At 60.1% G+C, this 26,591-nt stretch carries 29 protein-coding genes and 1 tRNA gene; 9 read left to right on the top strand and 21 right to left on the bottom strand.

All coding sequences use genetic code 11. The features are described from left to right. Positions 1-12 precede the first annotated feature (12 nt). The 10 genes from meaB to DFT_RS01135 form a co-directional block, all read right to left on the bottom strand. Positions 13-1,017, bottom strand: a complete 1,005-nt coding sequence (gene meaB / locus DFT_RS01180; RefSeq protein ID WP_054029415.1) for a methylmalonyl Co-A mutase-associated GTPase MeaB — start codon at positions 1,015-1,017, stop codon at positions 13-15. A gap of 18 nt (positions 1,018-1,035) precedes the next feature. Beyond that, positions 1,036-3,153 carry a methylmalonyl-CoA mutase gene (scpA, locus tag DFT_RS01175; protein ID WP_054029414.1) on the bottom strand — a complete coding sequence of 706 codons (2,118 nt, stop codon included), beginning with the start codon at positions 3,151-3,153 and terminating at the stop codon, positions 1,036-1,038. A 35-nt stretch (positions 3,154-3,188) separates the two neighbouring features. After that, complete coding sequence (locus DFT_RS01170; RefSeq protein ID WP_083453247.1) at positions 3,189-3,884, bottom strand: TetR/AcrR family transcriptional regulator; 696 nt, start codon at positions 3,882-3,884, stop codon at positions 3,189-3,191. Between the two features lie 198 nt (positions 3,885-4,082). Continuing rightward, on the bottom strand, positions 4,083-4,490 hold the full coding sequence (gene mce / locus DFT_RS01165; protein ID WP_054029412.1) for a methylmalonyl-CoA epimerase: 408 nt from the start codon (positions 4,488-4,490) through the stop codon (positions 4,083-4,085). A gap of 322 nt (positions 4,491-4,812) precedes the next feature. Next, positions 4,813-5,997 carry a pyridoxal phosphate-dependent aminotransferase gene (locus DFT_RS01160; RefSeq protein ID WP_054029411.1) on the bottom strand — a complete coding sequence of 395 codons (1,185 nt, stop codon included), beginning with the start codon at positions 5,995-5,997 and terminating at the stop codon, positions 4,813-4,815. A gap of 71 nt (positions 5,998-6,068) precedes the next feature. Next, positions 6,069-6,290 carry a NifU family protein gene (locus DFT_RS01155; protein ID WP_054029410.1) on the bottom strand — a complete coding sequence of 74 codons (222 nt, stop codon included), beginning with the start codon at positions 6,288-6,290 and terminating at the stop codon, positions 6,069-6,071. Positions 6,291-6,329: 39 nt separating this feature from the next. Then, a complete protein-coding gene (gene tgt, locus DFT_RS01150) occupies positions 6,330-7,445 on the bottom strand; it encodes a tRNA guanosine(34) transglycosylase Tgt (protein ID WP_054029409.1) in 1,116 nt (371 codons plus the stop codon). A gap of 43 nt (positions 7,446-7,488) precedes the next feature. Then, entirely contained in the window at positions 7,489-7,866 is a 378-nt protein-coding gene (locus DFT_RS01145) for a four helix bundle protein (RefSeq protein WP_054029408.1), read from the bottom strand. Positions 7,867-7,963: 97 nt separating this feature from the next. Beyond that, positions 7,964-9,040, bottom strand: coding sequence for a tRNA preQ1(34) S-adenosylmethionine ribosyltransferase-isomerase QueA (gene queA, locus DFT_RS01140; protein WP_369688297.1), 1,077 nt, complete (start codon positions 9,038-9,040; stop codon positions 7,964-7,966). A 282-nt stretch (positions 9,041-9,322) separates the two neighbouring features. Beyond that, positions 9,323-9,535, bottom strand: coding sequence for a DUF2065 domain-containing protein (locus DFT_RS01135; protein WP_235506148.1), 213 nt, complete (start codon positions 9,533-9,535; stop codon positions 9,323-9,325). A gap of 164 nt (positions 9,536-9,699) precedes the next feature. Here DFT_RS01135 and gatB point away from each other — a divergent pair, with 164 nt between their 5' ends. After that, positions 9,700-11,133 (top strand): Asp-tRNA(Asn)/Glu-tRNA(Gln) amidotransferase subunit GatB, encoded by a 1,434-nt coding sequence (gene gatB, locus DFT_RS01130; RefSeq protein WP_054030043.1) that lies wholly within the window; start codon positions 9,700-9,702, stop codon positions 11,131-11,133. Positions 11,134-11,358: 225 nt separating this feature from the next. Next, a complete protein-coding gene (locus DFT_RS01125) occupies positions 11,359-13,128 on the top strand; it encodes an FG-GAP-like repeat-containing protein (protein WP_054029405.1) in 1,770 nt (589 codons plus the stop codon). A 519-nt stretch (positions 13,129-13,647) separates the two neighbouring features. On the opposite strand, the gene DFT_RS01120 is transcribed toward DFT_RS01125, so the two are convergent. Further along, complete coding sequence (locus DFT_RS01120) at positions 13,648-14,790, bottom strand: hypothetical protein (protein WP_054029404.1); 1,143 nt, start codon at positions 14,788-14,790, stop codon at positions 13,648-13,650. A 961-nt stretch (positions 14,791-15,751) separates the two neighbouring features. After that, a complete protein-coding gene (gene mutL / locus DFT_RS01115; RefSeq protein WP_054029403.1) occupies positions 15,752-17,569 on the bottom strand; it encodes a DNA mismatch repair endonuclease MutL in 1,818 nt (605 codons plus the stop codon). A 310-nt stretch (positions 17,570-17,879) separates the two neighbouring features. On the opposite strand from mutL, the gene DFT_RS27160 reads away from it, so the two are divergent. From DFT_RS27160 to DFT_RS01085, 7 genes are all read left to right on the top strand, one after another. Beyond that, positions 17,880-18,185, top strand: a complete 306-nt coding sequence (locus DFT_RS27160; RefSeq protein WP_369688296.1) for a colicin Z C-terminal domain-related protein — start codon at positions 17,880-17,882, stop codon at positions 18,183-18,185. An 18-nt stretch (positions 18,186-18,203) separates the two neighbouring features. Next, on the top strand, positions 18,204-18,581 hold the full coding sequence (locus DFT_RS01110) for a hypothetical protein (RefSeq protein ID WP_054029402.1): 378 nt from the start codon (positions 18,204-18,206) through the stop codon (positions 18,579-18,581). A gap of 119 nt (positions 18,582-18,700) precedes the next feature. Further along, on the top strand, positions 18,701-18,919 hold the full coding sequence (locus tag DFT_RS01105) for a type II toxin-antitoxin system Phd/YefM family antitoxin (RefSeq protein WP_054030042.1): 219 nt from the start codon (positions 18,701-18,703) through the stop codon (positions 18,917-18,919). Positions 18,920-19,014: 95 nt separating this feature from the next. Next, complete coding sequence (locus DFT_RS01100) at positions 19,015-19,257, top strand: type II toxin-antitoxin system Phd/YefM family antitoxin (protein WP_054029401.1); 243 nt, start codon at positions 19,015-19,017, stop codon at positions 19,255-19,257. Further along, a complete protein-coding gene (locus DFT_RS01095) occupies positions 19,254-19,517 on the top strand; it encodes a Txe/YoeB family addiction module toxin (RefSeq protein WP_054029400.1) in 264 nt (87 codons plus the stop codon). Before DFT_RS01100 ends, DFT_RS01095 begins: the two co-directional genes overlap by 4 nt. Before the next feature lie 293 nt (positions 19,518-19,810). Then, positions 19,811-20,014, top strand: a complete 204-nt coding sequence (locus DFT_RS01090; protein ID WP_054029399.1) for a hypothetical protein — start codon at positions 19,811-19,813, stop codon at positions 20,012-20,014. Further along, positions 20,004-20,252, top strand: coding sequence for a Txe/YoeB family addiction module toxin (locus DFT_RS01085; protein WP_200906996.1), 249 nt, complete (start codon positions 20,004-20,006; stop codon positions 20,250-20,252). The genes DFT_RS01090 and DFT_RS01085 overlap by 11 nt, the downstream gene beginning before the upstream one ends. Positions 20,253-20,292: 40 nt before the next feature. Here the strand turns inward: DFT_RS01085 and DFT_RS01080 are convergent, their stop codons facing one another. The 9 genes from DFT_RS01080 to DFT_RS01045 all read right to left on the bottom strand — a co-directional run bounded on the left by DFT_RS01080 (position 20,293) and on the right by DFT_RS01045 (position 26,472). Beyond that, positions 20,293-20,478 carry a hypothetical protein gene (locus DFT_RS01080; protein WP_054029397.1) on the bottom strand — a complete coding sequence of 62 codons (186 nt, stop codon included), beginning with the start codon at positions 20,476-20,478 and terminating at the stop codon, positions 20,293-20,295. Positions 20,479-20,486: 8 nt separating this feature from the next. After that, positions 20,487-20,927 (bottom strand): four helix bundle protein, encoded by a 441-nt coding sequence (locus tag DFT_RS27155; RefSeq protein WP_083453245.1) that lies wholly within the window; start codon positions 20,925-20,927, stop codon positions 20,487-20,489. A gap of 99 nt (positions 20,928-21,026) precedes the next feature. After that, entirely contained in the window at positions 21,027-22,499 is a 1,473-nt protein-coding gene (gene gatA, locus DFT_RS01075; protein WP_054029396.1) for an Asp-tRNA(Asn)/Glu-tRNA(Gln) amidotransferase subunit GatA, read from the bottom strand. Positions 22,500-22,553: 54 nt separating this feature from the next. After that, positions 22,554-22,940 (bottom strand): hypothetical protein, encoded by a 387-nt coding sequence (locus DFT_RS01070; RefSeq protein ID WP_152971819.1) that lies wholly within the window; start codon positions 22,938-22,940, stop codon positions 22,554-22,556. Between the two features lie 5 nt (positions 22,941-22,945). Continuing rightward, positions 22,946-23,233: an Asp-tRNA(Asn)/Glu-tRNA(Gln) amidotransferase subunit GatC gene (gatC, locus tag DFT_RS01065; RefSeq protein ID WP_054029394.1), complete on the bottom strand. Its 288-nt coding sequence runs from the start codon at positions 23,231-23,233 to the stop codon at positions 22,946-22,948. A 73-nt stretch (positions 23,234-23,306) separates the two neighbouring features. Further along, a complete protein-coding gene (locus DFT_RS01060) occupies positions 23,307-24,035 on the bottom strand; it encodes an SPOR domain-containing protein (RefSeq protein ID WP_054029393.1) in 729 nt (242 codons plus the stop codon). A 12-nt stretch (positions 24,036-24,047) separates the two neighbouring features. Further along, positions 24,048-25,712 carry an arginine--tRNA ligase gene (gene argS, locus DFT_RS01055; RefSeq protein WP_054029392.1) on the bottom strand — a complete coding sequence of 555 codons (1,665 nt, stop codon included), beginning with the start codon at positions 25,710-25,712 and terminating at the stop codon, positions 24,048-24,050. Between the two features lie 63 nt (positions 25,713-25,775). Continuing rightward, the gene (locus tag DFT_RS01050; protein WP_152971818.1) at positions 25,776-26,303 is read right to left on the bottom strand and encodes a hypothetical protein; all 528 of its coding nucleotides are present in this window, start codon (positions 26,301-26,303) and stop codon (positions 25,776-25,778) included. Positions 26,304-26,397: 94 nt separating this feature from the next. Next, a tRNA-Val gene (locus tag DFT_RS01045) sits at positions 26,398-26,472 on the bottom strand. Between the last annotated feature and the right edge of the window lie 119 nt (positions 26,473-26,591).

Raw genomic sequence — 26,591 nt, 5'->3', positions numbered from 1 at the left:
CGCGCTAAAAGACTACATTCCTTTATTATCTGCACCTTCGTTGTCAAGCAAAAAAAGCAGTTCGCCGGCCGCGCGGGTCGGCGTCATGCGCCCCTGGCGGACGCGGGCGCTCAGGTCGCCCAAACGCTCTCCAACGGCCGGGTGCCTGAAGAACCGGTCCTTGAGTCCCGCTTCGATCAAGTCCCACATCCACTGCAGGGCCTGCTCCTTGCGCCGGTCCTGCAACTCGCCGCTGGCCATGGTGCGCGTCCGATGGTCCTGGATAATCTCCCAGATGGCGTCCAGTCCGGTCTGGCTCAAGGCGCTGCAGGTCACCACCGGCGGCGTCCAGGTGGCGGTGGTCGGCTGCATCAGATGCATGGCGCTCGCCAGCTCCCGACGCGTCTTTTCGGCCAGCTCCAGGTTGGCCCCGTCGGCCTTGTTGATCGCCACGGCATGGGCCAGTTCGAGAATACCTTTCTTGATGCCCTGAAGCGCATCGCCGGCCCCGGTGATCATCAGCAGCAGGAAGAAATCGACCATGGAGGCCACGGTGCTCTCGCTCTGCCCCACCCCCACCGTCTCGACGATCACCACGTCGAATCCCGCCGCCTCGCACACCAGCATGGATTCGCGGGTCATGCGGGCCACGCCGCCCAGAGTGCCGCCCGACGGCGACGGCCGGATGAAAGCCGACGGCGATGCGGCCAGACGCTCCATGCGCGTCTTGTCGGCCAGGATGCTGCCCCCCGAACGCTGGGAACTGGGGTCCACCGCCAGCACGGCCAGTCGATGCCCCCGGTCGATGATGTGCATGCCGAAATTCTCGATGAAGGTGCTCTTGCCCACGCCCGGCACGCCGGTGATGCCCAGGCGCACGGCGTTGCCGCTCCTGGGCATCACCTCCTCGATCAATCGGTGCGCCAAATCGCGATGGGCCGCCAGACGGCTTTCGACCAGGGTGATGGCCTTGGCCAGCACCCGCCGGTCGCCGGAGGCGATACCGTCGAGGTAGTAGTTCAGGGATTCAGCAGCCATTTTAACAATGATTTCGTTCTACCGGCTCTCCAATGCATTGAGCACATCGTTGGCCGATTTGATCAACGACGTGCCGGGTCCGAAGATCCCGGCCGCGCCGGCGTCGCGCAAGAAAGCATAATCCGCGGGCGGGATGACGCCGCCCACCACCACCTTGATCTCTTCGGCCCCCTCGCGTTTCAATGCGGCGACCAGTTGGGGCACCAGGGTCTTGTGGCCGGCGGCCAGGGTGGAGGCGCCCACCACGTGCACGTCGTTCTCCACCGCCATCTTGGCCACCTCATCGGGGGTTTGAAACATGGGGCTGATGTCCACGTCGAAGCCGAAATCGGCAAAGGCCGTGGCCACCACCTTCACGCCCCTGTCATGGCCGTCCTGGCCCATCTTGGCCATCAGGATACGCGGCCGGCGCCCCTCTCGCTCGGCAAAGGTCTCGGTACGCTTGCGCAGGCTGTCGATGACCGTGCGGTCGTTATAGGCTGATGCATAGACCCCGGAAATCACCTGGGTGGTGGCCACGAAACGGCCGAACACCTTTTCCATGGCATCGGAAATCTCGCCCACCGTGGCCCGCGCCCGCACGGCCGGCAGGCAGGCGGTGAGCAGGTTGCCGCCCGATTCGGCGGCCCGCGTCAGGTCGGCCAGGGCCGCCTGCACCGCGTTCTCGTCCCGTTCGGCCTTGATCTTGACCAGGCGGTCGATCTGCTCCTGGCGCACGGCCTCGGGCACCTCGAGCACTTCATCCAGGGGTTTGTCCTCGATCTGATATTTGTTCACGCCCACGATCACATCCAAACCCTGATCGATGCGCGCCTGGCGCCGGGCGGCCGACTCCTCGATGCGCATCTTGGGCATGCCGGTCTCGATGGCCTTGGCCATGCCGCCCAGCTTCTCCACCTCCTGGATAATCTTGCGCGCCTCGGCCACCATGGCGCCGGTCAGCGCCTCCACGTAGTAGGAGCCGCCCAACGGATCGACCACGCGGCACACCTCGGACTCCTCCTGGATCACCAGCTGGGTGTTGCGGGCGATGCGCGCCGAAAAATCAGTGGGCAGGCCCACGGCTTCGTCGAACGAGTTGGTGTGCAGCGACTGGGTACCGCCCAGAACGGCCGCCAGGGCTTCCAGGGTGGTGCGGATGATATTGTTGTAGGGATCCTGCTGGGTCAGGCTCCAACCCGATGTCTGCACGTGGGTGCGCAGCATGGTCGAGCGCGAATCCTTGGGGTTGAACGGCGTGATCAGCTCGTGCCACAGGAAGCGTGCCGCCCGCAGCATGGCGATCTCCATGAAGAAATTCATGCCCACCCCGAAGAAGAACGACAGGCGGGGGGCGAAGGCGTCGATGTCCAGCCCGGCCTTGAGGGCGGCCCGCACGTACTCCAGGCCGTCGGCCAGGGTGAAGGCCAGTTGCAGCACGGACGTGGCGCCGGCCTCCATCATGTGGTAGCCGCTGATGCTGACCGTGTTGAAGCGCGGCATATGCTCGGAGCAGTGGGCGATAATGTCGGCCACGATGCGCATGGAGGGCACCGGGGGGTAGATGTAGGTGTTGCGTGTCAGGTACTCTTTGAGAATATCGTTCTGGATCGTGCCGGTCAGCTGTTTCTGCGCCACCCCCTGCTCTTCGGCCGCGACGATATACATGCCCAGGATGGGGAGCACCGCGCCGTTCATGGTCATGGAGACCGACATCTGGTCCAGCGGAATCTGGTCGAAGAGGATCTTCATGTCTTCCACCGAATCGATGGCCACACCGGCCTTGCCCACGTCCCCCACCACGCGCGGGTGATCCGAATCATAACCCCGGTGGGTGGCCAGGTCGAAGGCCACGGACAACCCCTTTTGCCCGGCAGCCAGGTTGCGACGGTAGAAGGCATTGGACGCCTTGGCCGTGGAAAAGCCGGCATACTGGCGGATGGTCCACGGCCGGCCGACGTACATGGTGGCCATGGGACCGCGCACATAAGGCGCAAAACCAGGCAGGCTGTCGAGATGTTCCAGCCGTTCCAGGTCTTCGGCCGTATAGAGAGGCTTGACGGTGATCCCCTCGGGCGTGGCCCAATTCAATTCTTCCAGCGGCCGCCCCTTGAGTTGCTTGGCGGCCAGCGCCTTCCATTGATCGATGCCGGCCATAGGTGTGCTCCTTTCAGAGTGCTATTTTTAGCGTGCTATTTTTTCGGTAGTGGGTCGCAGGTCATGCCTCGCCACAGCATCTCGAAGATGACGTTGGCTTGGCCGGCCAGATTCTCCTTCTGGCCGCGCTGGGCCCACATGGTAAACGAACGCTGGACCATTCCCAACATGAAATCGAGCAGAACACCGGCCCGCACGTTGGGGTTGAGAATGCCTTGCGCCTGGCCCTTCTTCAATACGTCGAGATAGAGATGGATCATCTTCTTCTGTTTGAAGGTCTCGTCGGCCATCCAGGTGGCCATGGGCAGGGTCATGAAGATGATGCGTCCCAGGTGGGGATTGCGCTCGTAGTAGTCGAGCTGCAGCCAGAGGACCTTGCGCATCTTCTCCTTCAAGTCCTCGATACCCTGGAGGTGGTCGATGATCCGGTCGGTCAACTCTCCCAGCCACACGTCCACGAATGCGAACACGAGGCGCTCTTTGCTGCCATAATATTTGTAGATCGTGCTGAAGCTCACCCCGGCCCGCTTGGCAACATCGCGAATATTAGCCTTGTGAAAATCGGAATGGGAAAAAATATCCAGTACGGCCTGTTCCAGGCGGGCCTTGACGGCGGGCCGCAACGGCGGTAACGCCGTTACCCTTTCAGGGACTGCCTTACGATCGTCAGGCCCAGCGGCGGCGCGGCCCTTGGCGTTCGAACGACGCGTCTGAATGGATTTGATAGGCATGAAGAGGTCCTTTGGCAACGCCAACCCAAGGTTGCGACTGCGCAACCGTGTTACATTCCCGATTCGAATGGCCCAATTTGCGACATCAATACCACCGGTATCGATTCAAACCCACTGCAGGTATCCCGGCCCGGATCCCGCCGGCACGGGCTTGATGCCGGGACGTTTTAGCCGGGTGATAGCGCAGTGACCGACCCCCTATCCGTCACGCTGACACAATTCCACCAGCACGCCGTGGGTGTCTTTGGGGTGCAGAAAGGCGATCTTGGCACCGCCGGCACCGATGCGCGGCTTTTCATCGATCAGCCGTACGCCCTTGGCCTTCAACTCGGCCAGCGCGGCCTCCACGTCGGCAACCCGAAACGCCACATGCTGAATCCCCTGGCCGCGCTTTTCGATATACTTGGCCACAGGCCCATCCGGCGCCGTGGATTCGAGCAACTCCACTTCGCTCTCACCCACCGGGAAAAAAGCGGTGGTCACCTTCTGTTCGGCCACCGTCTCGTCGCCTTCAAAAGGCAATCCCAGGACATCGCTCCAAAACGTCCTGGCCTGGTCGATACTGTTGACCGCGATACCCAGATGATCGATCTTGAGAATCTTCATGTCGTCGCCTCATTGTGGGGTGATGTGGGGAAAAAGAACGAATTGGGTAATTGTGTTACGCATCGAAATATGTCTTAATAATCCGTCTTTGTTGATAATAGACTCAGATTTTTAAAATAAACAATATTTAGTGTAACCGTGTTCTGCGTTTTGCAATTTATACCCCGTCCATCGGCACGGTGTCAAGGGCAAAACTGGAAAAATTATGAGCGGAACCGGGTGGGCCCGAAGCCCACCCTCAAGAAACTTTTACTGATTCAGGGGAGCACCATGGAAGAGAAGCGATGGAATGGTCGTGTGTCGCGCGGCGCCGATCTCGCACCTATTTTTTATACCGCGCCATCACTCGTGTGAAGCCGGGCATGGCATTGACGATGGTCTGGTCATCCACGCAGAACGCCAACCGGAAGTGCCCCGGCCCGGCGAATCCACTGCCCGGAACCGCCAGGATCAACTCCTCCTGCAGCTCGCGCACGAAGGCCACGTCATCGGCGATGGGCGTTCGCGGAAAGAGGTAAAACGCGCCCGGCGGTTTGACGAAATCGTATCCTGCGGCGGCCAGCCCGTCGCACAGCAAGTCGCGCTTGCGCTTGTATTCGCCCATATCGACGCTGGCGCCCTGGAGGCAGGCCACCACGCGCTGCATGAGGGCCGGGGCATTGACGAACCCCAGTATGCGGTTGGCCAGGGCAAACCCGGCCCGCAGGTCGGTTTTGTAAGTCGCCGCCGGATTGATGGCCGCGAAACCGATGCGCTCTCCGGGGATGGAGAGGTCCTTGGAATAGGAGGTGGCCACGATGCTCTCCGGGTAGGCCTGGAAAATGCTGGGGACCCGGTGGCCGTCGTAAACGATTTTGCGGTAGGGCTCGTCGGAAATCAGGTAGATCGTGCGGTCCAACTCGCGGCCCTTGTCCCGCAGCAGTGCGCCCAGCGCCGCCAGGCTCTCGGCCGTGTAGATCTGGCCGGTGGGGTTGTTGGGCGAATTGATCAGCACCGCCTTGGTCTTTGCGTTGATGGCCGCCGCGATGGCCTCGAGGTCCAACGTAAAATCGGGTTGGGTGGGCACCATGCGGATCTCGCCGCCGTGGTTGTCCACGTAAAAGCGATACTCCACGAAGCAGGGGGTGGGCACGATCACCTCGTCGCCCGGATCGAGCAGTGCCTTGAGAATGACATTCAAGGCCCCGGCCGCCCCGCAGGTCATGATGACGTCGGCCGCTTCGGGCGTCACGCCCTGTTCGGACGCCAGGTAATCGGCCACGGCGTCGCACACCTGGGGATAGCCCGCCTGGGGCATGTAGCAGTGCCCACCAGGACCACAGGTGATCACCGCATCCCGCAGCGCCACGTCGAACTGCGCGGGCGGCGGCAGGTTGGGATTGCCCAGGCTGAAATCGAACACCTTATCGGCGCCGTGCTTGGCCTTGAGCCGGGCGCCCTCTTCGAACATCTTGCGAATCCACGAAGACTGCTGCATCACCGCGCTGATCTTGCGGGCAACGGACATCGTTCTCTCCTTGCAGGGTTGTCGGGTTATTCGAGTTTGTTGGGCTTATTGGGTTTGTGGGCTTCTATCGGTCAGACCGATTCCACCGTTTTCACCCCGGGCACCGTCTCCTTGATGATGCGCTCGATGCCGTTTTTAAGCGTCATCTGGGACATGGGACAACCTGCGCAGGCGCCTTGAAGCCTCACCTTGACGATGCCGTCGTCCGTCACATCGATCAACTCCACATTCCCACCATCGGCTTGCAGCATGGGTCGTATCCTGGCAATGGCCGCTTCGACTTTCTCTTTCATGGGCATTCTCCTTTTCCGCTTCAGGGCGCGACAGCCCTGCTACGATTCATAGGTATGACGAAAATCGCGCCGGAACTGCGCGAAAGTTCCTTCTAATATAGCCACACGCGCCGCTTTGACAAGACTCAAGTAGAAATGGAGATTGTGAATGGTGGCGAGCCGGTGGGCCAGAATCTCCTTGGCCTGAAACAGATGCCGGATGTAGGCCCGCGAATAGTGCCGGCAGGCATAGCATCCGCAATCCGGCGCGATGGGATCGGTATCGTCGCGGAACCGGGCGTTGTTGATGTTGATCGTGCCGGTCCGCGTAAAGAGCTGGCCGTTGCGCGCGTTGCGAGTGGGCATGACGCAATCGAACATGTCGGCGCCCAGGGCGATCATCTCCACCAGATCGGCCGGCGTACCCACCCCCATCACGTAACGCGGCGCATCGGCCGGCAGCAGCGGCAGGGTGTGGTCGGCCATCTCGAGCATCACCTCCTTGGGTTCGCCCACGCTCAATCCGCCCACCGCATAACCGGGAAAGCCCACCCCCACGATCTCCGCCACCGACCGCGTGCGCAGATCCTTGTACATCCCGCCCTGGACGATACCGAACAGCTGGTTGGGGCAGCCTTCGTTCGCCCGCCAGGCCGCCTTGCACCGTTGGGCCCAACGGCTGGTCAGGGCCAGGGCCTGCTCGGCCTCGCCACGTTCGGCCGGATAGGCGATGCACTGATCCAGGCACATCATGATGTCGCTGTCGAGTCCCATCTGCACCGCCACCGCACCCTCGGGCGTCAGCAGGTGGCGCGCGCCGCCGTCCAGGTGGGACTGGAAGGCGTACCCCTCTTCCGAGATCCGCGACAGACCGGCCAGGGAAAAGACCTGGAACCCGCCGCTGTCGGTCAGAATGGGCCGCTCCCAGTGCATGAAACGGTGCAGTCCGCCGAAGCGCCGGATCGTCTCCACCCCCGGCCGCAGATAGAGATGATAGGTGTTGCCCAGAATGATCTGGGCCCCAAGCTCGACCAGCTCTTCGGGCGATACCGCCTTGACCGTGGCCTGGGTGCCCACAGGCATGAAGATCGGCGTTTCGATGTCGCCGTGGGGGGTTGCCAGGCGGCCGGCTCGGGCGCGGGTTTCGCTACAGGTTTTGGATAGATGGAAAGGCATAGGAAAGTTTAAGATATTAAGTTTAAAGTGTTAAGTGTTAAGTTTAAAGTGGTGGAATTCTATCTATTTTATTTTGCAGGGCAACGACGAGGCCCTGAAGCATGCTCGAGATCTCCTTCAATTCTGCGATCAGTTCATTGATTTTTAAAGGTTGAGAAATCGCGCCAATCTCTTTTGCGATGTTACATTGGGTTCGCAATTCCGCGGCGGAGCCTTTGGCAATTCTGATGAACCGGATGAATTCAGCCGTGGTCCCCCGCTCCGCTCCTTCGGCGATATTGCTGGCAATGGAAACCGCGGATCTGGTCATCTGATCTTTTAATCCGTAGTCTCTGCTATCGGCCAGCACCCGGTAGGTCTCGACAGCCAATCGGCTCGCCCGCCGCCACACCTCCAAATCCTCAAAAGAGCTATATGCCATAACCTGACGCCTTTGCGACTTTTCACCGACTTATCAACAAATCAAAATCGACAGAATTCCTTCACTTAAAACTTAACACTTCAAACTTTAAACTTTTTCATAGAATTATCATCGCATCCCCATAACTAAAAAACCGATACCCCAGCCTGACCGCCTCGGCATAGGCGGCGAGAATCCGCTCCCGTCCGGCGAAGGCCGATACCAGCATCAGCAGGGTCGATTTAGGCAGATGAAAATTGGTGATCATGGCGTCGACCGCCCTGAATTCGTAACCGGGGTATATAAAAAGGTCGCACGCGCCGCTGAGGGGCTCCAAGCGACCGCCGGGGCCGGCGCAATATTCTAGCGTGCGCACGCAGGTGGTGCCCACCGCCACGACCCGCCGGCCGGCGGCCCTGGCCTGGTTCACCGCCTCGGCCGTCTCGCCGGGCAGGGTGAACCACTCGCTATGCATGCGATGGTCGCGGATATCGCGCGCTTCGACCGGCAAAAAGGTTCCATAGCCCACATGCAGGGTCAAATCGGCAATCACCACGCCCCGGTCGGCCAGCCGCTCCAGCAGGGACGGGGTGAAGTGCAGGCCGGCCGTGGGCGCCGCGATGGCGCCCTTTTCAGCGGCATAGACGGTCTGATAGGTATCATGGTCTCCGTTCGTATCGGCCCGGCGGATATAGGGCGGCAAGGGCACATGGCCGATGCGTTCCAGCACGGCCTCGAAATCGGGCACCCCTTCGAAGGCCAGGGTGCAGGTGCGCTCCTGAACATCGAGGACCCGCGCCTCGAGCCCCTGGTCGAAAATCAGGCGACTGCCTGGCCTGGGGCGCTTGGAGGCCTTGACCAGGCAGGTGAACTCGCCCCGCGTCACCCCCTGGGCGAAATCCAGCACCAGCACCTCCACCCGACCGCCCGTGGGCTTGCGTCCCAGCAGGCGCCCCGGAATCACCCGGGTGTTGTTGCGCACCAGCACATCGCCGGGCGCCAACAGGTCGGCGATATCCCCGAACGTGCCATGAGTGACACGCCCCGACATCCGGTCGAGCCGCAACAACCGCGACCGGTCGCGCCGCTCGGCCGGCTGCTGGGCGATCAACCCCTCAGGCAGCACATACCCATAATCGTTCAACTCGTACATATGTTTGATTTTTATGAAATAGCTGTTCCTTGAAGCAAACAAGGTTGATGAACTCGTAAAAAGTCGCAGAGGCGCCATGCCGGACTCGATCCGGCATCCAGAACTGATTGAAAATACTGGATTCCGGCTTTCGCCGGAATGACGGTAAAACCTGATTCCGGACTTTTTACATAGCCATCAAAGTTCGTTATTTCCGTCATCCCGGCGAACACCGGGAGTCAACATGTTCAAAGTCACTGGATACCGGATCAAAAGCTTCCCCCCATCCAAATCGACAGAATACCTTCACTTAAAACTTTACACTTTAAACTTTACACTCTCCTCTTAACCTCTTCCAAAATAAACCAGGACCAAACCTCCGACCATCAGCCCCAACCCCAACCTCCGCAACGACCGATCCGGCGTTTCGATCAATTTCTGAAGCCAGGGCTTCATCCGATCCGGAAAGGCGAAATAGGGCAGCCCCTCGACGATCATCACCATGCCGATGACACACAAGAAATATCGCACCGCCGTCTCCCTTGTTCTGCGATCCATACAGTTCCACAATGGCCGATTGGCTCGAAATGCCAGCTACTACCGGTTCACCGGGCCGTTGTCAAAGTTAAAATCCCTTGACTTAAAAGGGACAATTGGTCAAAGTTCTATGGTTCGGGCCGACGCCCGCCAACATCGATCGCGAAAAAGAGGACCTGGCTTCCATGACCACATTCGAACCCGTGATCGGGCTGGAGGTGCACGCCCAGCTCAAGACCGCCACCAAAATATTCTGCGGCTGCTCGACCCAGTTCGGCGCGCCGCCCAACACCCACACCTGCCCGGTCTGCCTGGGCATGCCCGGCGTCCTGCCGGTGCTCAATAAAAAGGTGGTGGACTACACCCTGCGCATGGCCCTGGCCACCCACTGCAGCGTGCCGGGCAGCAGCCGCCTCGCCCGCAAGAACTATTTCTACCCGGACCTGCCCAAGGGCTATCAAATCTCCCAGTACGAGCTGCCCATCGCGGTCAACGGCCACGTGGAGATCCAGATCGACGGTGAAAGACGCCGCATCGGCCTCACCCGCATCCACATGGAGGAGGATGCCGGCAAACTGGTCCACGACCCGGACCGGCCGGTCAGCTACGTGGACCTGAACCGCACCGGCGTGCCCCTGATGGAGATCGTCAGCGAACCCGACATCCGTTCGGCCGAAGAGGCCGGCGCCTACCTGCGCACCCTGCGGGCCATCGTCCGCTGGATCGATATCGGCGACGGCAACATGGAAGAGGGTAGTTTCCGCTGCGACGCAAACGTCTCCATCCGGCCCACCGGTATCGAAAAGTTCGGCACGCGGGCCGAAATAAAAAACCTCAACTCGTTCAAACATGTGGAAAAGGCGATCCGCTACGAAATCGCCCGCCAGACCGAGCTGCTGCTCGACGGCGGCGAGGTGGTGCAGGAGACACGCCTTTGGGACCCGGACAAGGGGGTCACCGTCTCCATGCGCAGCAAGGAAGAGGCCCACGACTACCGCTATTTTCCCGATCCGGACCTGCTGCCCCTGGACATCGCCCCGGAATGGATCGAAGCGGTGCGCCAAGCCCTGCCCGAGCTGCCCGACGAACGCCGCGCCCGCTTCGAGGCCGACCATGGCCTCTCCGAGTATGATGCCGGCGTGCTCACCAGCAGCCGTGAACTGGCCGACTATTTCGAAGCGTGCCTCAAACTGCACGACCAGCCCAAGACCGTGGCCAACTGGATCATGGGTCCCCTGCTCGGCCTGCTCAACGCCCAGGACAAGAGCATCGAGGCTTCGCCCATCACGGTCGAGGATTTCGCGGCGCTATTGAAACTGCAGGACGACGGTACGATCAGCGGCAAAATCGCCAAGACCGTCTTCGACGAAATGGCCGTCAGCGGCCAATCTCCGGCCGAAATCGTCAAGGCCAAGGGGCTGGTGCAGGTCTCGGACAGCGGCGCCATCGAGGCGGCCGTGGACCAGGTGCTGGCCGCTGCCCCGGACGAGGTGGCGCGCTACAAGGGCGGCCAGGCCAAACTGATGGGCTTCTTCGTGGGCCAGGTGATGAAAGCCACCCGCGGCAAGGCCAACCCCCAGATCGTCAACGAGATATTGAAACGGAAGTTGGGGGACTGATCGGGCGGGAATGAATCCCGCCCCTACGACGCCCGGTATGCCAAACGGCACGATCGATGCCCAAACGGTGTAGCGGGCGTGATACCCGCCCGGTGACTGAAACGGAAGTTGGAGGGTCGAACAACTCGTTTTTCACCCTCCGGCCTTGTAGGGGCGGGCTTTATGCCCGCCCGTGACCGTACAACCGAGTTCATTACAGTGAAAACAAATTGCAAGGAGCATCCTTTGAGCCCACGCATCTATTTTTCAAGACTTCTCATATCCATGATTTGCCTGCTGGCCATCCCCCTCACTGCCCTGGCCGAACCGGCCCGGGTGGCCGTACTGCCCTTTGCCATCCACAGCGACAAGGACTACGACTTTCTCCGCCAGGGCATCGTCCAGATGCTCACCTCGCGTCTCACCGAGCCGGGCAAGGTGACGGTCGTCGATCCCGTCGCCACGGAAAGCGCCCTGGCCGCTGCCGGCCAGGCCAAGGGCGACGATCTGGCACGCCAGGTGGGCCAGGCGCTCGGCGCCGACTACGCCATCCACGGCAGCCTGACCATCCTGGGCGACAGCGTGAGCATCGACGCCAAGACCCTCGACATCACCGGCGCGCGGCCGCCCATGGCATTTTTCAAACAGACCCAGGGACTGGGCAACGTCATCGGCGAGATCAACCTGATGGCCGGCGAGATCAACGAACGGATTTTCGGCGTAGAAAAGGCCGCCGCAGTCGCAACACCGAGCCCGGCAGCCGCGCCAGCGCCCACGACAGCACCGCCATCGGCGTCAGGGGCACCGGCCCAGCCGGACATCCACATGCACCCGGAAAAACTGCTCCAGCAGGGGCGACCCATCACTACGGGCACCAGCCCCCTGCCCGCCAGCCCGCTGGCCGGCAGCCCGTTATCCGGCAGTACCACACAGCAACCATCCAGCACCCTCAACCCGGCCTTCGTGCCGGCCCAGGGCATGCGCACCAGCCACGAGCCCGGATTCTGGAAGAGCCGCAACTTCAGCGAACTGATCAACGGCATCGACGTGGGCGACGTGGACAAGGACGGCCTGCTCGAAACCGTGGTGGCCATGCCCGAAAAGATCCTGATTCTGCGCTTCTCAAAGGGCCGCCAGCAGACCGTGGCCGAGATCAAGACAGACCGCTTCGTGCGCAACATCAGCGTCAGCGTGGCCGACATCAACGGCAACGGCACGCCGGAGATCTTCGTGACCGCCCTGTCCATCGGGTTGGACGTGGTCTCATCGTCGGTGCTCGAGTTCGACGGCGGCAACTATAAGACTATCGTCGAAAAAAGCCGATACTACTACAACGTGATTCGGCACCCCGTCCTTGGCGCCCGTCTGTACGGCCAGCCCCAGAACGGTAGAACCGATCCTTTCAATGGCGCCATCTTCGAGATGGAATGGAAAGGGGCCGATTACGAACCGACGAATCAGGTATTGGCCGCCAACAAGGCCAATGTTCTGGGCATGACGATCGGCGATGTCATGGCCGAACAGAACGAGAGCATTGTCGCTTATACGCCCAGGGACCGGATTCAGTTGTTGCTACAGAGTGGAAAAACAGAATGGAAGGGTGATGATCCTTACGGGGGGACGACCCTCTACTTCGCTTCGCCGCCCACCGATCCGGACTCCAAGGATTCGGCATCCTATTTTCCCATTCGAATGCGGGCCGTGGACCTTGACCGCAACGGCAAAGTCGAGATCCTCACGGCCAGGAATTTCGGCAGCACCGGCCGCACGCTGGACCGCCAGCGCTACTTCTCCAAATCCAACATCGTCGCCCTGGTGTGGGACGGGCTCGGTTTGACCCCGGCCTGGCAGACCCGGCAGCTCACCGGCCGCGTCCAGGATCTGCTCGTCGCCGACTTCGACAATGACGGCGACGACGAACTGCTGGCCGCGGTGATATCCAAAGAGGGCGCCATCATCTTCGCCGACGCCCAAAGCACTTTGATTGGGTTCGATTTGACATTACCCCAACAATAGACTGGTGGTTCCTGGAAAAGCGGAAAGCCCCGGGATTCTGATCGAGGAAAAGATTGCATCGCGATTTGATCGGATTACCGATGAATAAATCTCCGGCAGGCTGGCCGGGTCCATCAATCAAGGAATAACTTCAATAGAGCAGGGGAGCCTTGCGGAATCGGTAGCCTGATCGTCGGACAGAGAACTCCCAGGGCAAGACGTAACATATTCCTCCAGTTCCCGCCGGATTTACCGATGCCGCATCCGAGTGGCTACCGGGCGTCTCTGCCCATGGCCAGATGACCTTGCGGTCACCGGCCTTATATCCGGTTTCTGTTCGTCGGGTCCGGGTTTTGCTTCCGGCTTCCTCCAGGCTTTGGCTCGCGACAACGCCCTTGCCTTCAACTAACAGTTCCGACCACTACGGCCTGTTCGGGACTCGCACGCTATGGAATTACGCCATGCCTGGCACACATAAATAATAAGGCCGGGGCAGACGCCCCGGCCTTTTGGTTTTGATCAACCGACTTCAGTTGCAGATTAGAAGTCAACTTTGAAACTGATATCGGCGTAAATCATTTCGCCGGCGTCTCTATCGGCTTCCCCGGTCACTTCCAGATCATCGCGGTCCACCATACCGATTTCCGGAATGATAGTCATGCCCTTTGCCACTGTGATGGGAGTCTGCAAGTAGTAGACGAAACCGGTCTGCTCGACCTTAACGCCAGGAGCGACATCCTGCTCGATGTCGCCGTAGCCTAAGCCCGCTTCAATGCTCAGCATGTCATTGATCTTGGCGCCGACCACGAAAGTGCCCTGCATCAGTTCGGCATCATCATCGGCGGTTGCATTAAATGCACCCCTCTGGGCGGCATCGAGAACGAGAATGTTGACCTGGCCGTAGTTCCCCGGGTTTTGTACGTAAGAGAAGGTCGCCTTGATGTAGGCCGGCCCCAAGTTAACGGTGGCGCCCAGACCCAGGGTGTAGCTGGTGATGGTCTCGTCTTCGCCGGTCGCCTGAACCTCTGCCTCATAAGTCTGGAAGCCGACTACCGGACGGATGGAGAAGACCGGGGTGCGGAACACGTAGGCTGCTTCAATGCGCGGGAAGGTAAAGTCGATATCCCCAAGTCCCAAATCGTCCGCATCGTCGTTGGGTTGAATCAAGGCAATGTCGAAGGTGCCGAAGCTCAGGCGAATCTGGGGCTGACGGCTGATGTAGGCCAGGCCGCTGACCAGCATGTTGGCATCGCCGTTGTCGCCCAGGTCGGCGCCCATGCCCGAGTAGCCCAGGAAGGTGGCCGGGGTGTAGTTCTTACCGACCATGAGGCTGCCGGCGCCGAAGTTCCAGATACCGCCGAACATACGCAGATAGACCTCTTCTCCGTCCTTTGAGTTATTGTTGGTCTCGCGCATACCGAACTCGAAGAAACCGGTGAGGTTGTCCGAGGCCATCACTTTGGCGCCCAGACGGCTCTGACCGTAAAGGTTTAATGTCGTACCCTTGTCATCGTCCCCGCCACCGGAGCGAATGGAGGGGGCCGTTGCCGGACCGCCGGCGAAATCCTCATCCACATCGTAATACCCCAAATGGGTCCTGGCGCTGCCGTAAAAGTTCCAATCGGCCGCCATTGCCGGGACTGCCAATCCCAGCACCAAAAGAACTACCAATAGTTTCTTCATCTGTTGTCCTCCTTAAAGAACGGGTTAAAAGAAAACCAAACCAATAAAACAAAAATAGCCAAACGCAGCTTGACGCCGCCAACGCACTTGCGTTCCCAACTTTATTCCTTTCGAGACGTTCCGCGTAGTTCGTTTCAATTGGATATTGGGCCTCTTAAGTTGATTGGCAGAAATCAATTACATTTGGCCACACAAATATGCAGCACTCATATCAAGAGAGAAATCTAAAGTCAAGCGGTTTTGATAGTTTCTTGAGTGAATCGAGTTTGTTGGGGTTGTTGGGTTTCGGCAAGGCTTGCACAATTTGAGGGTGTTTACCGCCATAGAGGATTGAGGAGCAATTCAGTACCACACTGCTCCTCTTCTGCCGGCCATAGGACAAGCCGTTGAAAGTCAACGATCTCATAAGAAAGCACGAAACTTGCTTTTCCCACCTTCATAGCGAACACCGGGATCCAGTATTTCCAATAAGATCTGAATGGCGGATCAAAGCCTGCCCCAGACCTTGATACCGGGTCCGGCACGAAGCATCATCGACTCCTTTCGAGTCCATCAAATTTGATGGCTTCCTGAAAGTCCTAAAGGCATCAGACCGGGGAATGTTGGTTTGAAGACAGGTGGCCGCATAAGAAACCAAGCGATTTCTATTGTGCCAAAAAAACGACCTGATTTCGAGTCACTCACAAAAGGAGGTGGGGCCGGTGGGTGGTCCGGGCCCTCGTTCGCATGTCGTGTTAATGCCGGTTGGGTGCAGCGGAGGAGAAACGGCCCGGACTGTTTGAGCGCATGCGAGTTTCCGGGCCGTCCGGAGCGCACCTTACCGGCATTTACACGACTTTGCGTGAGGGCCGGATCGCCTGCCGGTCCCACCGGCGTATACATCCCTGAAAAATGATGCGCGATGCTCCTTTTCGAAATGCGGCCGCACTAGGCCTGAATTTCATTTACGCGCACCACATACTTACCCCACCCGCCCGAACGCCTTTTCCAGATCCCGCAGGGTCCAGCGAATCCAGGTGGGCCGGCCGTGGGGGCAGTAGGAAGGCTGCTCGCAGCGGTCGAGCTGTTCGAGCAGGTGGCGGATCTCGGCGTCGGCCAGGGGTTGCTTGGCGCGCACCGCGTTGTGGCAGGCCATCACCATACGACAGGCGTCCAGAATGCGCTCCTGTCCGGCCCCCATGCCAAGCGCCGCGCTGCGTTCGGCCAGCCCACGCACCAGGCGGCCCACGTCTTCATCGGCCAGCAGGCTGGGCACGGCCTTGACCACGAAGGTGGTGCCGCCAAAGGGTTCGATCTCCAGCCCCAGTCCGCGCAACCCCTCGATGAGCTGTTCGAGCATCTCGGCTTCGGCAAACCCCAGCTCCACGGTTTCGGGCATGAGCAGTTGCTGCACCTCGATGCGGCCGGCGCCTCTGGCGAGGTGCTCGTAAACCACCCGTTCATGAGCCGCATGCTGGTCGATGAGGATCAGGCTGTCGCCCTCCTGGCAGAGGATGTAGGTGCCCCGGAACTGGCCGATGACGGTCAGGTCGGAAAAACGGCGGGTTTTCCACAGCGGGGTCTGGGTCCGGTTGGAAAAGGCATCCAATACCCGATCCGGTGCGGCGGCCGGTTCGTGAACCGGCGGCTCAAGGCGCGCAGCCGGTGGCGAAGAAACAGTCGGGCGGGAAGTAGAGATCGGGGTCCAGGCCGCCGGGGTTGGGCCGCGGTAGGCCGGTCGGGGTTCGGCCACGGCCGGGGTATCGGCAGGACTTCGGTCCGATGGCGCCGGACCGCCCCACAGACGACGTTCGGCTTGGGAAAGGACGGCACTCACGGATTGCTGCACCAGGGCGTGCACCCGGCGCGAGTCCACGAAGCGGATCTCGTGCTTGGTGGGATGCACGTTGACATCCACCTGGTCGAAGGGCAGCTCCAAAAACAGGGCGGCCAGGGGAAACTGGCCTTTCATCAGCCGGCCGCGGAAGCCTTCGAACAGCGCGTGCTGGATCACCCGGTCGCGAACCCGCCGGCCGTTGACGAAAAGGAAGGTGCCCCGCGAGGTGCTGCGCGCCAGGCGCACCGGCGCCAGGTAGCCGCTCAGGCGCAGCGGTCCGCTTTCGCCGCTCACGGCCGTCAACTCCTCGGGTTTGAGCGCGCCGAGCACATCGGCCGCCCGCACGGCTCCGTCGGCGGCCCGGGTCCATTGCTTGACCGTCTTGCCGTTGTGGACCAGTTTGACATGCACCTGGGGATAGCCCAGGGCCATGCCGGCCACATGGTCGGCGATGTGTCCCATCTCGGTGCCCGCGGTTTTGAGAAACTTGCGGCGCGCCGGGGTGTTGAAAAAGAGGCGTTCGACCCGCACCAGGGTGCCTTGTGCGGCGCCGGTTTCGGTCACCTGGACGATCTTGCCGCCCTGGAGATGCACCGCCACCCCCACCTCGCGGTCCCGGGACCGGGTCGTCAGGGTCAGATGGGAAACGGCCGCGATGCTGGGCAGGGCCTCGCCCCGGAATCCCAGGGTGCGGATGGCAGCCAGATCCTCGTCGCGGTGCAGTTTGCTGGTGGCAAAGCGCTCCACGGCCAGCAGAGCGTCGTCGTGATCCATGCCATGGCCGTTGTCGGCCACCTGGATCAGGGTGCGGCCCCCGTTTTCGATATCGATGAAGATCCGGTCGCTGCCGGCGTCCAAAGCGTTTTCCACCAGCTCCTTGACCACCGAGGCCGGCCGCTCGACCACCTCGCCGGCGGCGATCTTGTTGGCCAGGATGTCGGGCAGAATGCGAATGCGGGGCATGGGGAATCCTTTGTCGGTCAAGATTGAATTCAACTTCGCTTATCGGAATTCGGTACAAATGCCAATGGCCAAGATAAAAACAATAATGGACCACGCCTTTTTTGGCCATCATCACGACAATTCGGTATTGACCTCATCTACGGAATAATTTAAGCACATAGAACAATAAAGACCTACCACACCAATGGGTGGTTAAGATTCTTCAAGGTGCCATCCTAAATGCCGCATTCGCGGTTTGTTCACTATAGTATTTCTTCGGCCAGCCGACTTAGCGAAGGTGTCATACGACAAAAAAATCAGGAGGATAATCATGCCATCATCCATTTTTCAGGGATGGGCTCCCCCGGGCATTTGGGGCCCATGGATTGATCTTGGCCCTGGCAAGCTTTACGGGGGCATATTTACCTGGGAGCTGACATTCACAAGCGAATCAAGTGCGACAGCAACTTTTGATATAGAAGTAAATTACTTCATCGGGAGCGCGGAAAAAACCGATAGACTGATAGGACCCGGCACCCATATATTTGGGTTTGGTATGTGTGCATGCAAAGCAAGGGTTCGTATGAAAAGTCATTTACTGGGTCAAAATGTCCGTATCGTTGCAAGACACCCTTGATTCCGAGAGGAAAAACGAATGAATGCAAAGGCGGTCCTTCTCACAACGGCAATTACTTTAATGACTGTTTTCTGCGCTAACACAAAGGCATCCAAGCCAGAACTTCAGGCGGTGGGTCTTTCCAACGAGGTCACCATTGCGGTTGAATCCGTTGAGGATACCTATTTGAAGTATAGCAATGGTGAATATTTAATTTTTATTATCCTCAATCAACACGGACAAAGCATTTTCAAAAATGCCTTGAGCGGCGTTTCGGATCAAAAAATAGGCCTGATTTACGGAGATACTGTCTTAACCCCGCCGCTCCCCATTAAAACAGAAAGCATCGGGGAAATCGTCCTGCCCTGCAAAGATGAGCAAACGGCGCTGAAGATTTTAAAACATTTCTCGAAATAACGGCGAATATAAAAGGTTACCGAACCCAACCCAGTTGATCTCTGACAGGCTTACGCGCAAGATCCCCGGCAGGATGCGTCGCTGCGCGAGACATCGCATTCATGCGTTGGAGGTTTAAAGTGCAGGTATACACATATTCGGAAGCCAGGCAAAAGCTTGCCACCGTCCTTGAACAGGCGGAAAGCACCGGTAAGGTGTTAATTCGCAGGAAAGATGGGCGGACTTTTGCGTTAACGCCTGAACAAACCGCATCTTCTCCTTTAGATGTGCCTTTTATAAAGGCAAATATCACCACAAAAGAGATTGTGGATATCATTCGAAAGGGAAGAGAAAGATAGGATCTTTTGATGATCATCTCGTCCTGCTATAAAAGAGAGCATTTGACAATACGTACGCCATAACGTACATTAGGCGAAAAACACCGAGGTGCACCATGCCCACGTTATCCGCCACAGAGGCGCGAACCAAACTGTACCGCCTCATCGACCAAGCATCCAAATCGCACGAACCGATTGTCATAACAGGCAAAAGGGGCAACGCGGTGCTCATTTCGGAGGACGACTGGCGCTCGATCCAGGAAACCATATATCTCTTGAATGTTCCCGGCATGCGTGAATCCATTCGCGAGGGGCTGGCCACGCCCATCGAAGATTGCACCGAGGAAATCGATTGGTGAACTGGCGGATCGTTTTCGTAAAACAGGCTCTAAAAGACGCTAAAAAATTGTCCGCATCAGGGCTCAGGTCCAAGGCTGAGGAACTGATCCAGATCCTTCGAGAGAATCCTTATCAAACACCCCCTCCTTACGAAAAACTCGTCGGTGATTTGACTGGCGCCGATTCACGGCGGATCAACATCCAACATCGATTGATCTACCAGATCATCGAAGATGAAAAGACGGTCAAGATCATCCGCATGTGGACCCATTACGAATAGTGCCCCAGAATAGAGAGGTTCAGGTCGCCCATTGGCCGCTGGGGCCAGCACCTCCGAACCACTTCGCGAATGAGAACGATGACGCCAACCGCCATGAGTATTGGGTTCAAAAATATAATTGTGAATATCGAATCCGCAACGATAGCGAATGGCCAAAGGCCAAAATTGCCAAGAGAACCTGTCTGTGCTATTTTCGTCTATCATCAGAATGCCTCAATCGAATGGTTGAGGAAACCGATGGCCGGGCCGACGTATCAATCCTAGCTTCAGGCCCGACATCAGGAGTCAGCAACATGGGACAGATTCAATATATTGCCGATGAAAACAATAAAATTACAGGGGTCATTGTACCCATTGAATTGTGGCGCGAGATTCAATCAGAGAAGGAAACAGCCTACCTGCTCAAGAGTGCAGCAATGAAAAAACGATTGATCGACGCTAAAAATCGGAAAAAAGGCATTGCCCTTGACGAAGCCTGCAAGAAGCTTGGAATTTGATCCAGCCGGGTTTGAAGATCTTGCATGGTGGGTCGAACAAGACCGCAAGAAAGCCCTGCGCATCCTGAAAATGATCAGGGAGGTTCAGCGGGATCCATTCATCGGATCCGGCAAACCCGAACCCCTCAAACACGAACTTTCCGGCTGCTGGTCCCGCCGGATCGACCGCGAACACCGTTTGGTTTATCAAGTGAAAGAAGATAAAATCCGAATTCTCGCCTGCCGTTACCATTACTGAACGTCAAACGCTCTGAGCCATCATCTCGTTTCGGACCCGGTCAGGCGTCCGTCCGGTCCCCCCGGGCCAACCGCTCCAGGTAGGCCGCCTCGTTGGGCGACAGGTTGAACTGCAGGCAGGCCTGGTCGATCAGCTTGTGAAGCGGGACCGAAGGGTTGGCCTGGCGTTCGGCGCCGAGCCACTTGACGGCCTTGCGGATGTTTTCACCTTCGGGCTGGATGGTCATGGGGTGTCTCAATCTTTCGGCTTATCGCCTGGTGACGTTGATTTCTTGTTTATTCCAGGAAACCTGGGTTCATCGTACTCGTACGCGTACGCGTACTCGTACTCGATCCCTTCCCTAACCTGTGTGGGCATCGATACCATTCTCGTAAGCATTGACACTACTCGCCTTAGTAAGGCCTTACCTTCACTTGCGGCTGTGGGCTCTATTGCACCGCAAGCCGCCAAAACATCTATTGTGGCCGCACTTTCCAACGCCGAACCCAGTGCGATACGCTGATAACGTTTTCTCTCAGCCGACGGGATCTTTCCGTTCCCCTCTGCAATATTCAACGGAACCGATTGAGAGGATCTCAGCAATTGATCACGGGCATGACGATCCACGCCCTTCAACGACTTGGCAAGCCGGTATGACCAGGTAACAAATTCAATGCTGACGCGATAAACGTCCAGTCATTCATGATCGAACATCATCTATCCTTTTCGAGTACGAGAACGAGTACGAGTACGAGACTCACGTCCCTGCGGGACTGCGCACGCGAGCGTAAGGGGTCATAAGCCGGGCTTGCGCTGATGAAAGTCGGTGGCCTGCTCGAAGGCATGGGCCGCGGCGAGCAGCAGTTCCTCCTGGAAATGGCCGGCCATGAGCTGCAGGCCGATGGGAAGTCCTTGACCGGAAAAACCGCAGGGTACCGATATGCCGGGCAGCCCGGCCAGGTTGGCCGGCAGGGTGTAGACGTCGGTCAGGTACATGGCCAGGGGATCGTCGCTGTGGGCGCCGATGGGCGTGGCCGGGGTGGGGGTCACCGGCGAGGCGATGAGATCGCAGCTTTCGAAAGCCTTGGCAAAATCGCGCATGATCAGGGTCCGCACCTGGGAGGCCTTGCGGTAGTATGCATCGTAATAACCGGCGGACAGCGCATAGGTCCCCAGCAGGATGCGCCGCTGGACCTCGGGGCCGAAGCCCTGGGAGCGTGTGCGGCGGTACATGTCGATCAGGGTGTTGGCCGGCTCAGCCGCATCGCTGCTGCGCAGACCGTACTTGACGCCGTCGTAGCGGGCCAGGTTGGAACTGGCCTCGGACGGGGCGATGACGTAGTAGGCGGCCACACCGTAACGGGTGTGGGGCAGTCGTACCGTCACCGTCCGGGCGCCCAGCGCCTTGAGCGTGTCGATGGCCTTCATCACCGCCGCCGCTACCTCGGGGTCCAGTCCGGGCGTGTCGAAATACTCCTCGGGGACGCCGATGCGCAGCCCCTTGACGCCCCGGCCGAGGGCTGCGCCGTAATCGGGCACCGGCTGGGGGGCGCAGGTGGAATCGGCCGAATCGTGTCCGGCGATGGCCTGGAGCACGAGGGCACTGTCGGCCACGCTCTTGCTCAGCGGCCCGATCTGATCCAGGGAAGAGGCAAAGGCCACCAATCCATAACGCGACACCCGGCCGTAGGTCGGCTTGAGGCCCACCACGCCGCAGTGGGAGGCCGGCTGGCGGATGGAGCCGCCGGTGTCCGAACCCAGTGCGGCCAGGCACATGTCGGCGGCCACGGCCGCGGCCGATCCGCCGCTGGAGCCGCCGGGAATGCAGTCGGTGTTCCATGGATTGCGGGTCACCTGAAAGGCCGAATGCTCGGTGGTGGAGCCCATGGCGAATTCGTCCATGTTCAGTTTGCCCAACACGACGGCGCCCTGGGCCTTGAGCCGCTGCACCACGAAGGCGTCGTAGGGCGGAATGAAATTTTCAAGGATGCGCGAAGCGCAGGTGGTGCGCACCCCCTGGGTACAGAGCACGTCCTTCAGGGCAATGGGGATGCCGGTCAGGGCGGCCGCACAGCCCTGGGCAATGTCCTGGTCGGCCTGGCGTGCCTCTTCCAAGGCTTGGTCGGCGGTAACGGTGAGATAGGCGGCGATGGCCGGTTCGGCCTGCTGGATGCGATCCAGAACGGCCCGGGTCAATTCGACCGCGGAGATCTCCTTGCGTTCGAGCAGCTCATGGGCCTGGGCCACGGTCAGGGTGTGTAGGTTCATCGTGAATCACTCCGGGTCAAGATGCATCTTTGTAAAACGGTCAGGTGGAAACCATCAACGAGCGGCCTTTACGAGGGTCTGATCGCCGGTCGGAGACTTGGGCCACGGTTTGATCACCTGCAGGATGTGACGCACAAAAGCGCATTCGCACCGGGCCGGGCAGGGGCCCAGATCCTCCTGGTGCAGACACATGCCGGGGCACTGATCGGTGCCGGTGGCGCGCTCGACAAAAACCGGTCCGTCGTACAGGTCCCGAAAGTCGATGGCATACAGGGCCAGCGTGGTGCGGCAGCTGTGGTTGAACAGGAGAATGCCGGTCTGGAGTTTGCGGAAATTGACCTGATATCCGATCAGGTGAAGCGATGGATCGGCCAGGAATGCCTCGCGGGTGTCCCACCGTTCGCCGCACTTGGTGCATGTCTTGAAACTCGCGTCGCCCATGGCGATCACCCGATCACCTTGGGCACCACGAAACCGGCCTCGGCCCTGGCCGGCGCATTGGCCATGGCCTGCTCCGGTGAGAGATGCCGATGGGGCGTATCGTCCCTGAAGGCGTTGGTCAGATCGATGGCATGGGCGGTGGCCGGCACCCCCTCGGTGTCCACCTGGCCGAGGGTATCGACATAGTCCAGGATAGTGGCCATCTGCCGGGCCAGTCCGTCCACCGAAGCGGCATCGATGTCGAGACGGGCCAGACGGGCCACATGTGTCACTTGTTCGGCCGTGATTTTCATCCCTCGCTCCTGCGTGTTGGATGTTTAAACCCGTTTCCGGCACGGTGTAAAGCCAAAACAGGGGATCTGCGGTTCAAGGCGTGGTGACCACCATGCCCTGTACCTGGTCCCCTTTCAGACGGGTCAACATGGTTTCGGCCCCTTCACGGGCGGCAAATGCGCCCACGCGGACCCGGTACCACACCCCCTTGCCCGGCAACTCCGTGCGCAGATGGTAGGCCGGATACCCCTTGCCGCGCAACCGGTCGACCATGCCGTCGGCGCTGGCCGCATCCTTGAAGGCCCCCACCTGAATTGCAAAGCGCTCCTTCTGGGCCGGCGCGGTCGCCGCGGGGGCAACCGTTTTGGGCGCCGCCACGGGTTTGGCGGCCACGGGGGGCACGGTCGGAGGGAGCGCAGCCTTTTCGGGTTTCCGTTCCGGTATGGGTGTGGGCGCCGCCGGCTTCTTTTCTGCCAGCACCGGCGCCGGTTTTTTCACCGCTTGGGGCGCATCCGCGATCCGCCGCGCCGTGGGGGCCGGCGGCTTCTTGAGGGCCTCGTAAAACCCCAGCTCCGTAGCCGGCGCGTCACCGGGATTGACCCGTGTTTCGATCTCTTCCTGTTGCTGCCGCAGCATGGCGGCCTTCAGGTTCCGCAGCTCCTGTTCCAGGGCATGGGCCTTCAGGGGAACCGGCGCGGTGCCCCGGCCGACCAGGATACCCAGGACAAACATCCATCCCATCACGAACAACAGCACCCCGGCCCACACCAGGCTCGCCTTGCGGGTGATTTGAATGGCAAATTTGGGCTGTTGGTCTGTCACGCCGCCCGACCTCTACATCTGTTCCGGCGCGCTCACGCCCAGCAGCGCCAGCCCGTTGCGGATCACCTTCTGCACGGCCAGGATCAACCCGAGCCGCCCGGCGGCCAATTGCGGATCTTCCACCAGCACCCGATGCTTGTTGTAATAGGCATGGAACAGGGCGGCCAGCTGCATGAGAAAAAAGGTGACGCGGTGGGGCGCCAGGTTTTCGGCGGCCGTATCGACCACCCGGGGATACTGGTCCAGGGCCTTGATCAGGGCGATCTCCTCGGCCTCGGTCAGGCGCCGGCCGGCCTCGGCCGACCACTGCAGCCCGGCCATGCCGTTCTCTTGGGCCTTGCGCAGGATGCTGGCGATGCGGGCGTGGACATACTGGACATAATAGACCGGATTGTCGTTGGTGCGCTGTTTGGCCACCTCCAGATCGAAGTCCAGGGGGCTGTCATAGGCACGGGTCAGGAAGATGAAGCGGGCCGCATCGCGCCCCACCTCGGCCACCACCTCTTCGAGGGTCACGAATTCGCCGGACCGCGTGGACATGGCCACCGGCTGGCCGCCGCGCAGCAGGTTGACCAGCTGCACCAGGATCACCTGGAACTGCTCCCGGCGATGGCCGGTGGCCTCCACGGCGGCCTGCATGCGCGGGATGTAGCCGTGGTGATCGGCGCCCCACACGTCGATGATGCGGTCGAAACCGCGGGCGAACTTGTTGCGGTGGTAGGCGATATCCGAGGCGAAATAGGTGGTCAGGCCGTTCTGGCGCACCACCACGCGGTCCTTTTCGTCGCCGTAGGCAGTGGTGTTGAACCACCAGGCGTGGTCCTTGGCATAGACCACCCCGCGCGCCTTGAGCTCTTCCAGGGACTGTTCGACCTGCCCTTCGTCATAGAGGCGCTGCTCGCTGAACCATTCGTCGTAGCGCACCCCGAAGTTTTCCAGGTCGGCACGGATACCGGCCAGGATGGCGTCGGCCGCGTGGCGCGCGCAATGGTTCAGGGCGGCGTCCTCGTCGCCGCGGATGAAATCGGCCCCTTTGGCATCGATCACCTCCCGGGCCAGGTCGCGGATATAGTCGCCCTGGTAGCAATCCTCGGGGAATTCGACCGCTTCGCCGATCATCTCCCGGCAGCGCAAAAACACCGAACGGCCCAGGGTGCGGATCTGGCGGCCCGAATCGTTGATGTAGTATTCGCGCTGAACGTCGTACCCGCAACAGGCCAGGATGTTGGCCACCGCATCGCCCACGGCCGCGCCGCGCCCGTGGCCCACGTGCAGGGGGCCGGTGGGGTTGGCGCTGACGAACTCGACCTGCACCCGCTTTCCCTGGCCGATGCGGGAGGCGCCATAGCGCTGGTCCTCGGACAGCACCCGACCGACCACCGGCGGCCAGGCCGAGGGCTTGAGGAAAAAGTTGACGAACCCGGGACCGGCGATCTCGGTTCTATCCAGGTGGTCGTCCGGATCCACCATGTGGTCCACCAGGGCCTGGGCCACGCGGCGGGGCGCCATTTTCTGGACCTTGGCCGACAGCATGGCAAAGTTGGTGGCAAAATCGCCGTGGTTGTCCATCTTGGGCGTCTCGACCGCCACGTCGGGAAAGGCATCCGATGGCAGCGTGCCGTCGGCATGGGCCCGGCGGGCCGCGGCCAGGATCAATTCGCGGATATGGTCTATCATTGAAACGGCTCTCTATTTGGAAGCGTTGTCTGTGAAGGCTTGTAAATAGTTTTGCGGGTCAAGTCAATGACGGCCGACCATGGCGTCGTGAACCCGCTCCGTCTCGGCCAGCATGCGCTGCTGCAAGGCGTTTTCCAGTATGACATCGCTTCGCAGCACCTGCCGAACGGCGTCCAGGTCCAGACGGCAGAGGGACATGGCGGCGCCCGCGTCGGAAAGGTCGCTGTGATCCACGATGCGGGCGTGTCTGAGGACGGCCTGGGCCAGGTCATGGAGCGCCTGTCTGTCCTGAGGTGCGGTGGCATCCATGCCGGCCGCCGCGGACAACCGGGCCAGGTAGCCCTTGATCACGCGCGCCATTTCGGTCTGGGCCTGGTTGTCCGCCGTAGCCCGCAGCAGCATGGCGCTGCGCAAGCCCGAGGCGCGGCCGATGCCATAAAACACCCGCCCCTCATCGGTGACATAGGCGCCGCTGGCCGAGGCGGTCCAATCCGTGGGCGCGAGCACGGCCAGTTGCGTCTTGGCACAGCCGCAAAGCAACCACAACCCCAGCGCCAATAACCACCACACGCATTGATGTCGACGTCCCATCGCATCCTCCCGGCAATACCGCGGTCACTGCGCGCTTTCGATGCCGCAAAGCGAAAAAGGGCTGCGAACCGATCGCAACCCTTCCGCTCTAAAATGGTAGGCACGCGCGGATTTGAACCGCGGACTTCTACCGTGTCAGGGTAGCGCTCTCCCCCTGAGCTACGTGCCTAAAAGTACGGCCTTGTTAGCATTGCGCCCAATCGCTGTCAAGGCCAAATCACGGCGTCCGGCGATGCCAAGTGAATGCCATTCATTAAAACCGGCCCGGGTGGAACAGGCGGCCGATGC

Source organism: Desulfatitalea tepidiphila (assembly GCF_001293685.1).
In the GTDB taxonomy this organism is placed as follows: Bacteria; Desulfobacterota; Desulfobacteria; order Desulfobacterales; family Desulfosarcinaceae; genus Desulfatitalea; species Desulfatitalea tepidiphila.
Note: the sequence above shows the minus strand (reverse complement) of the source record. Positions and strands in the feature narration are given on the sequence as shown.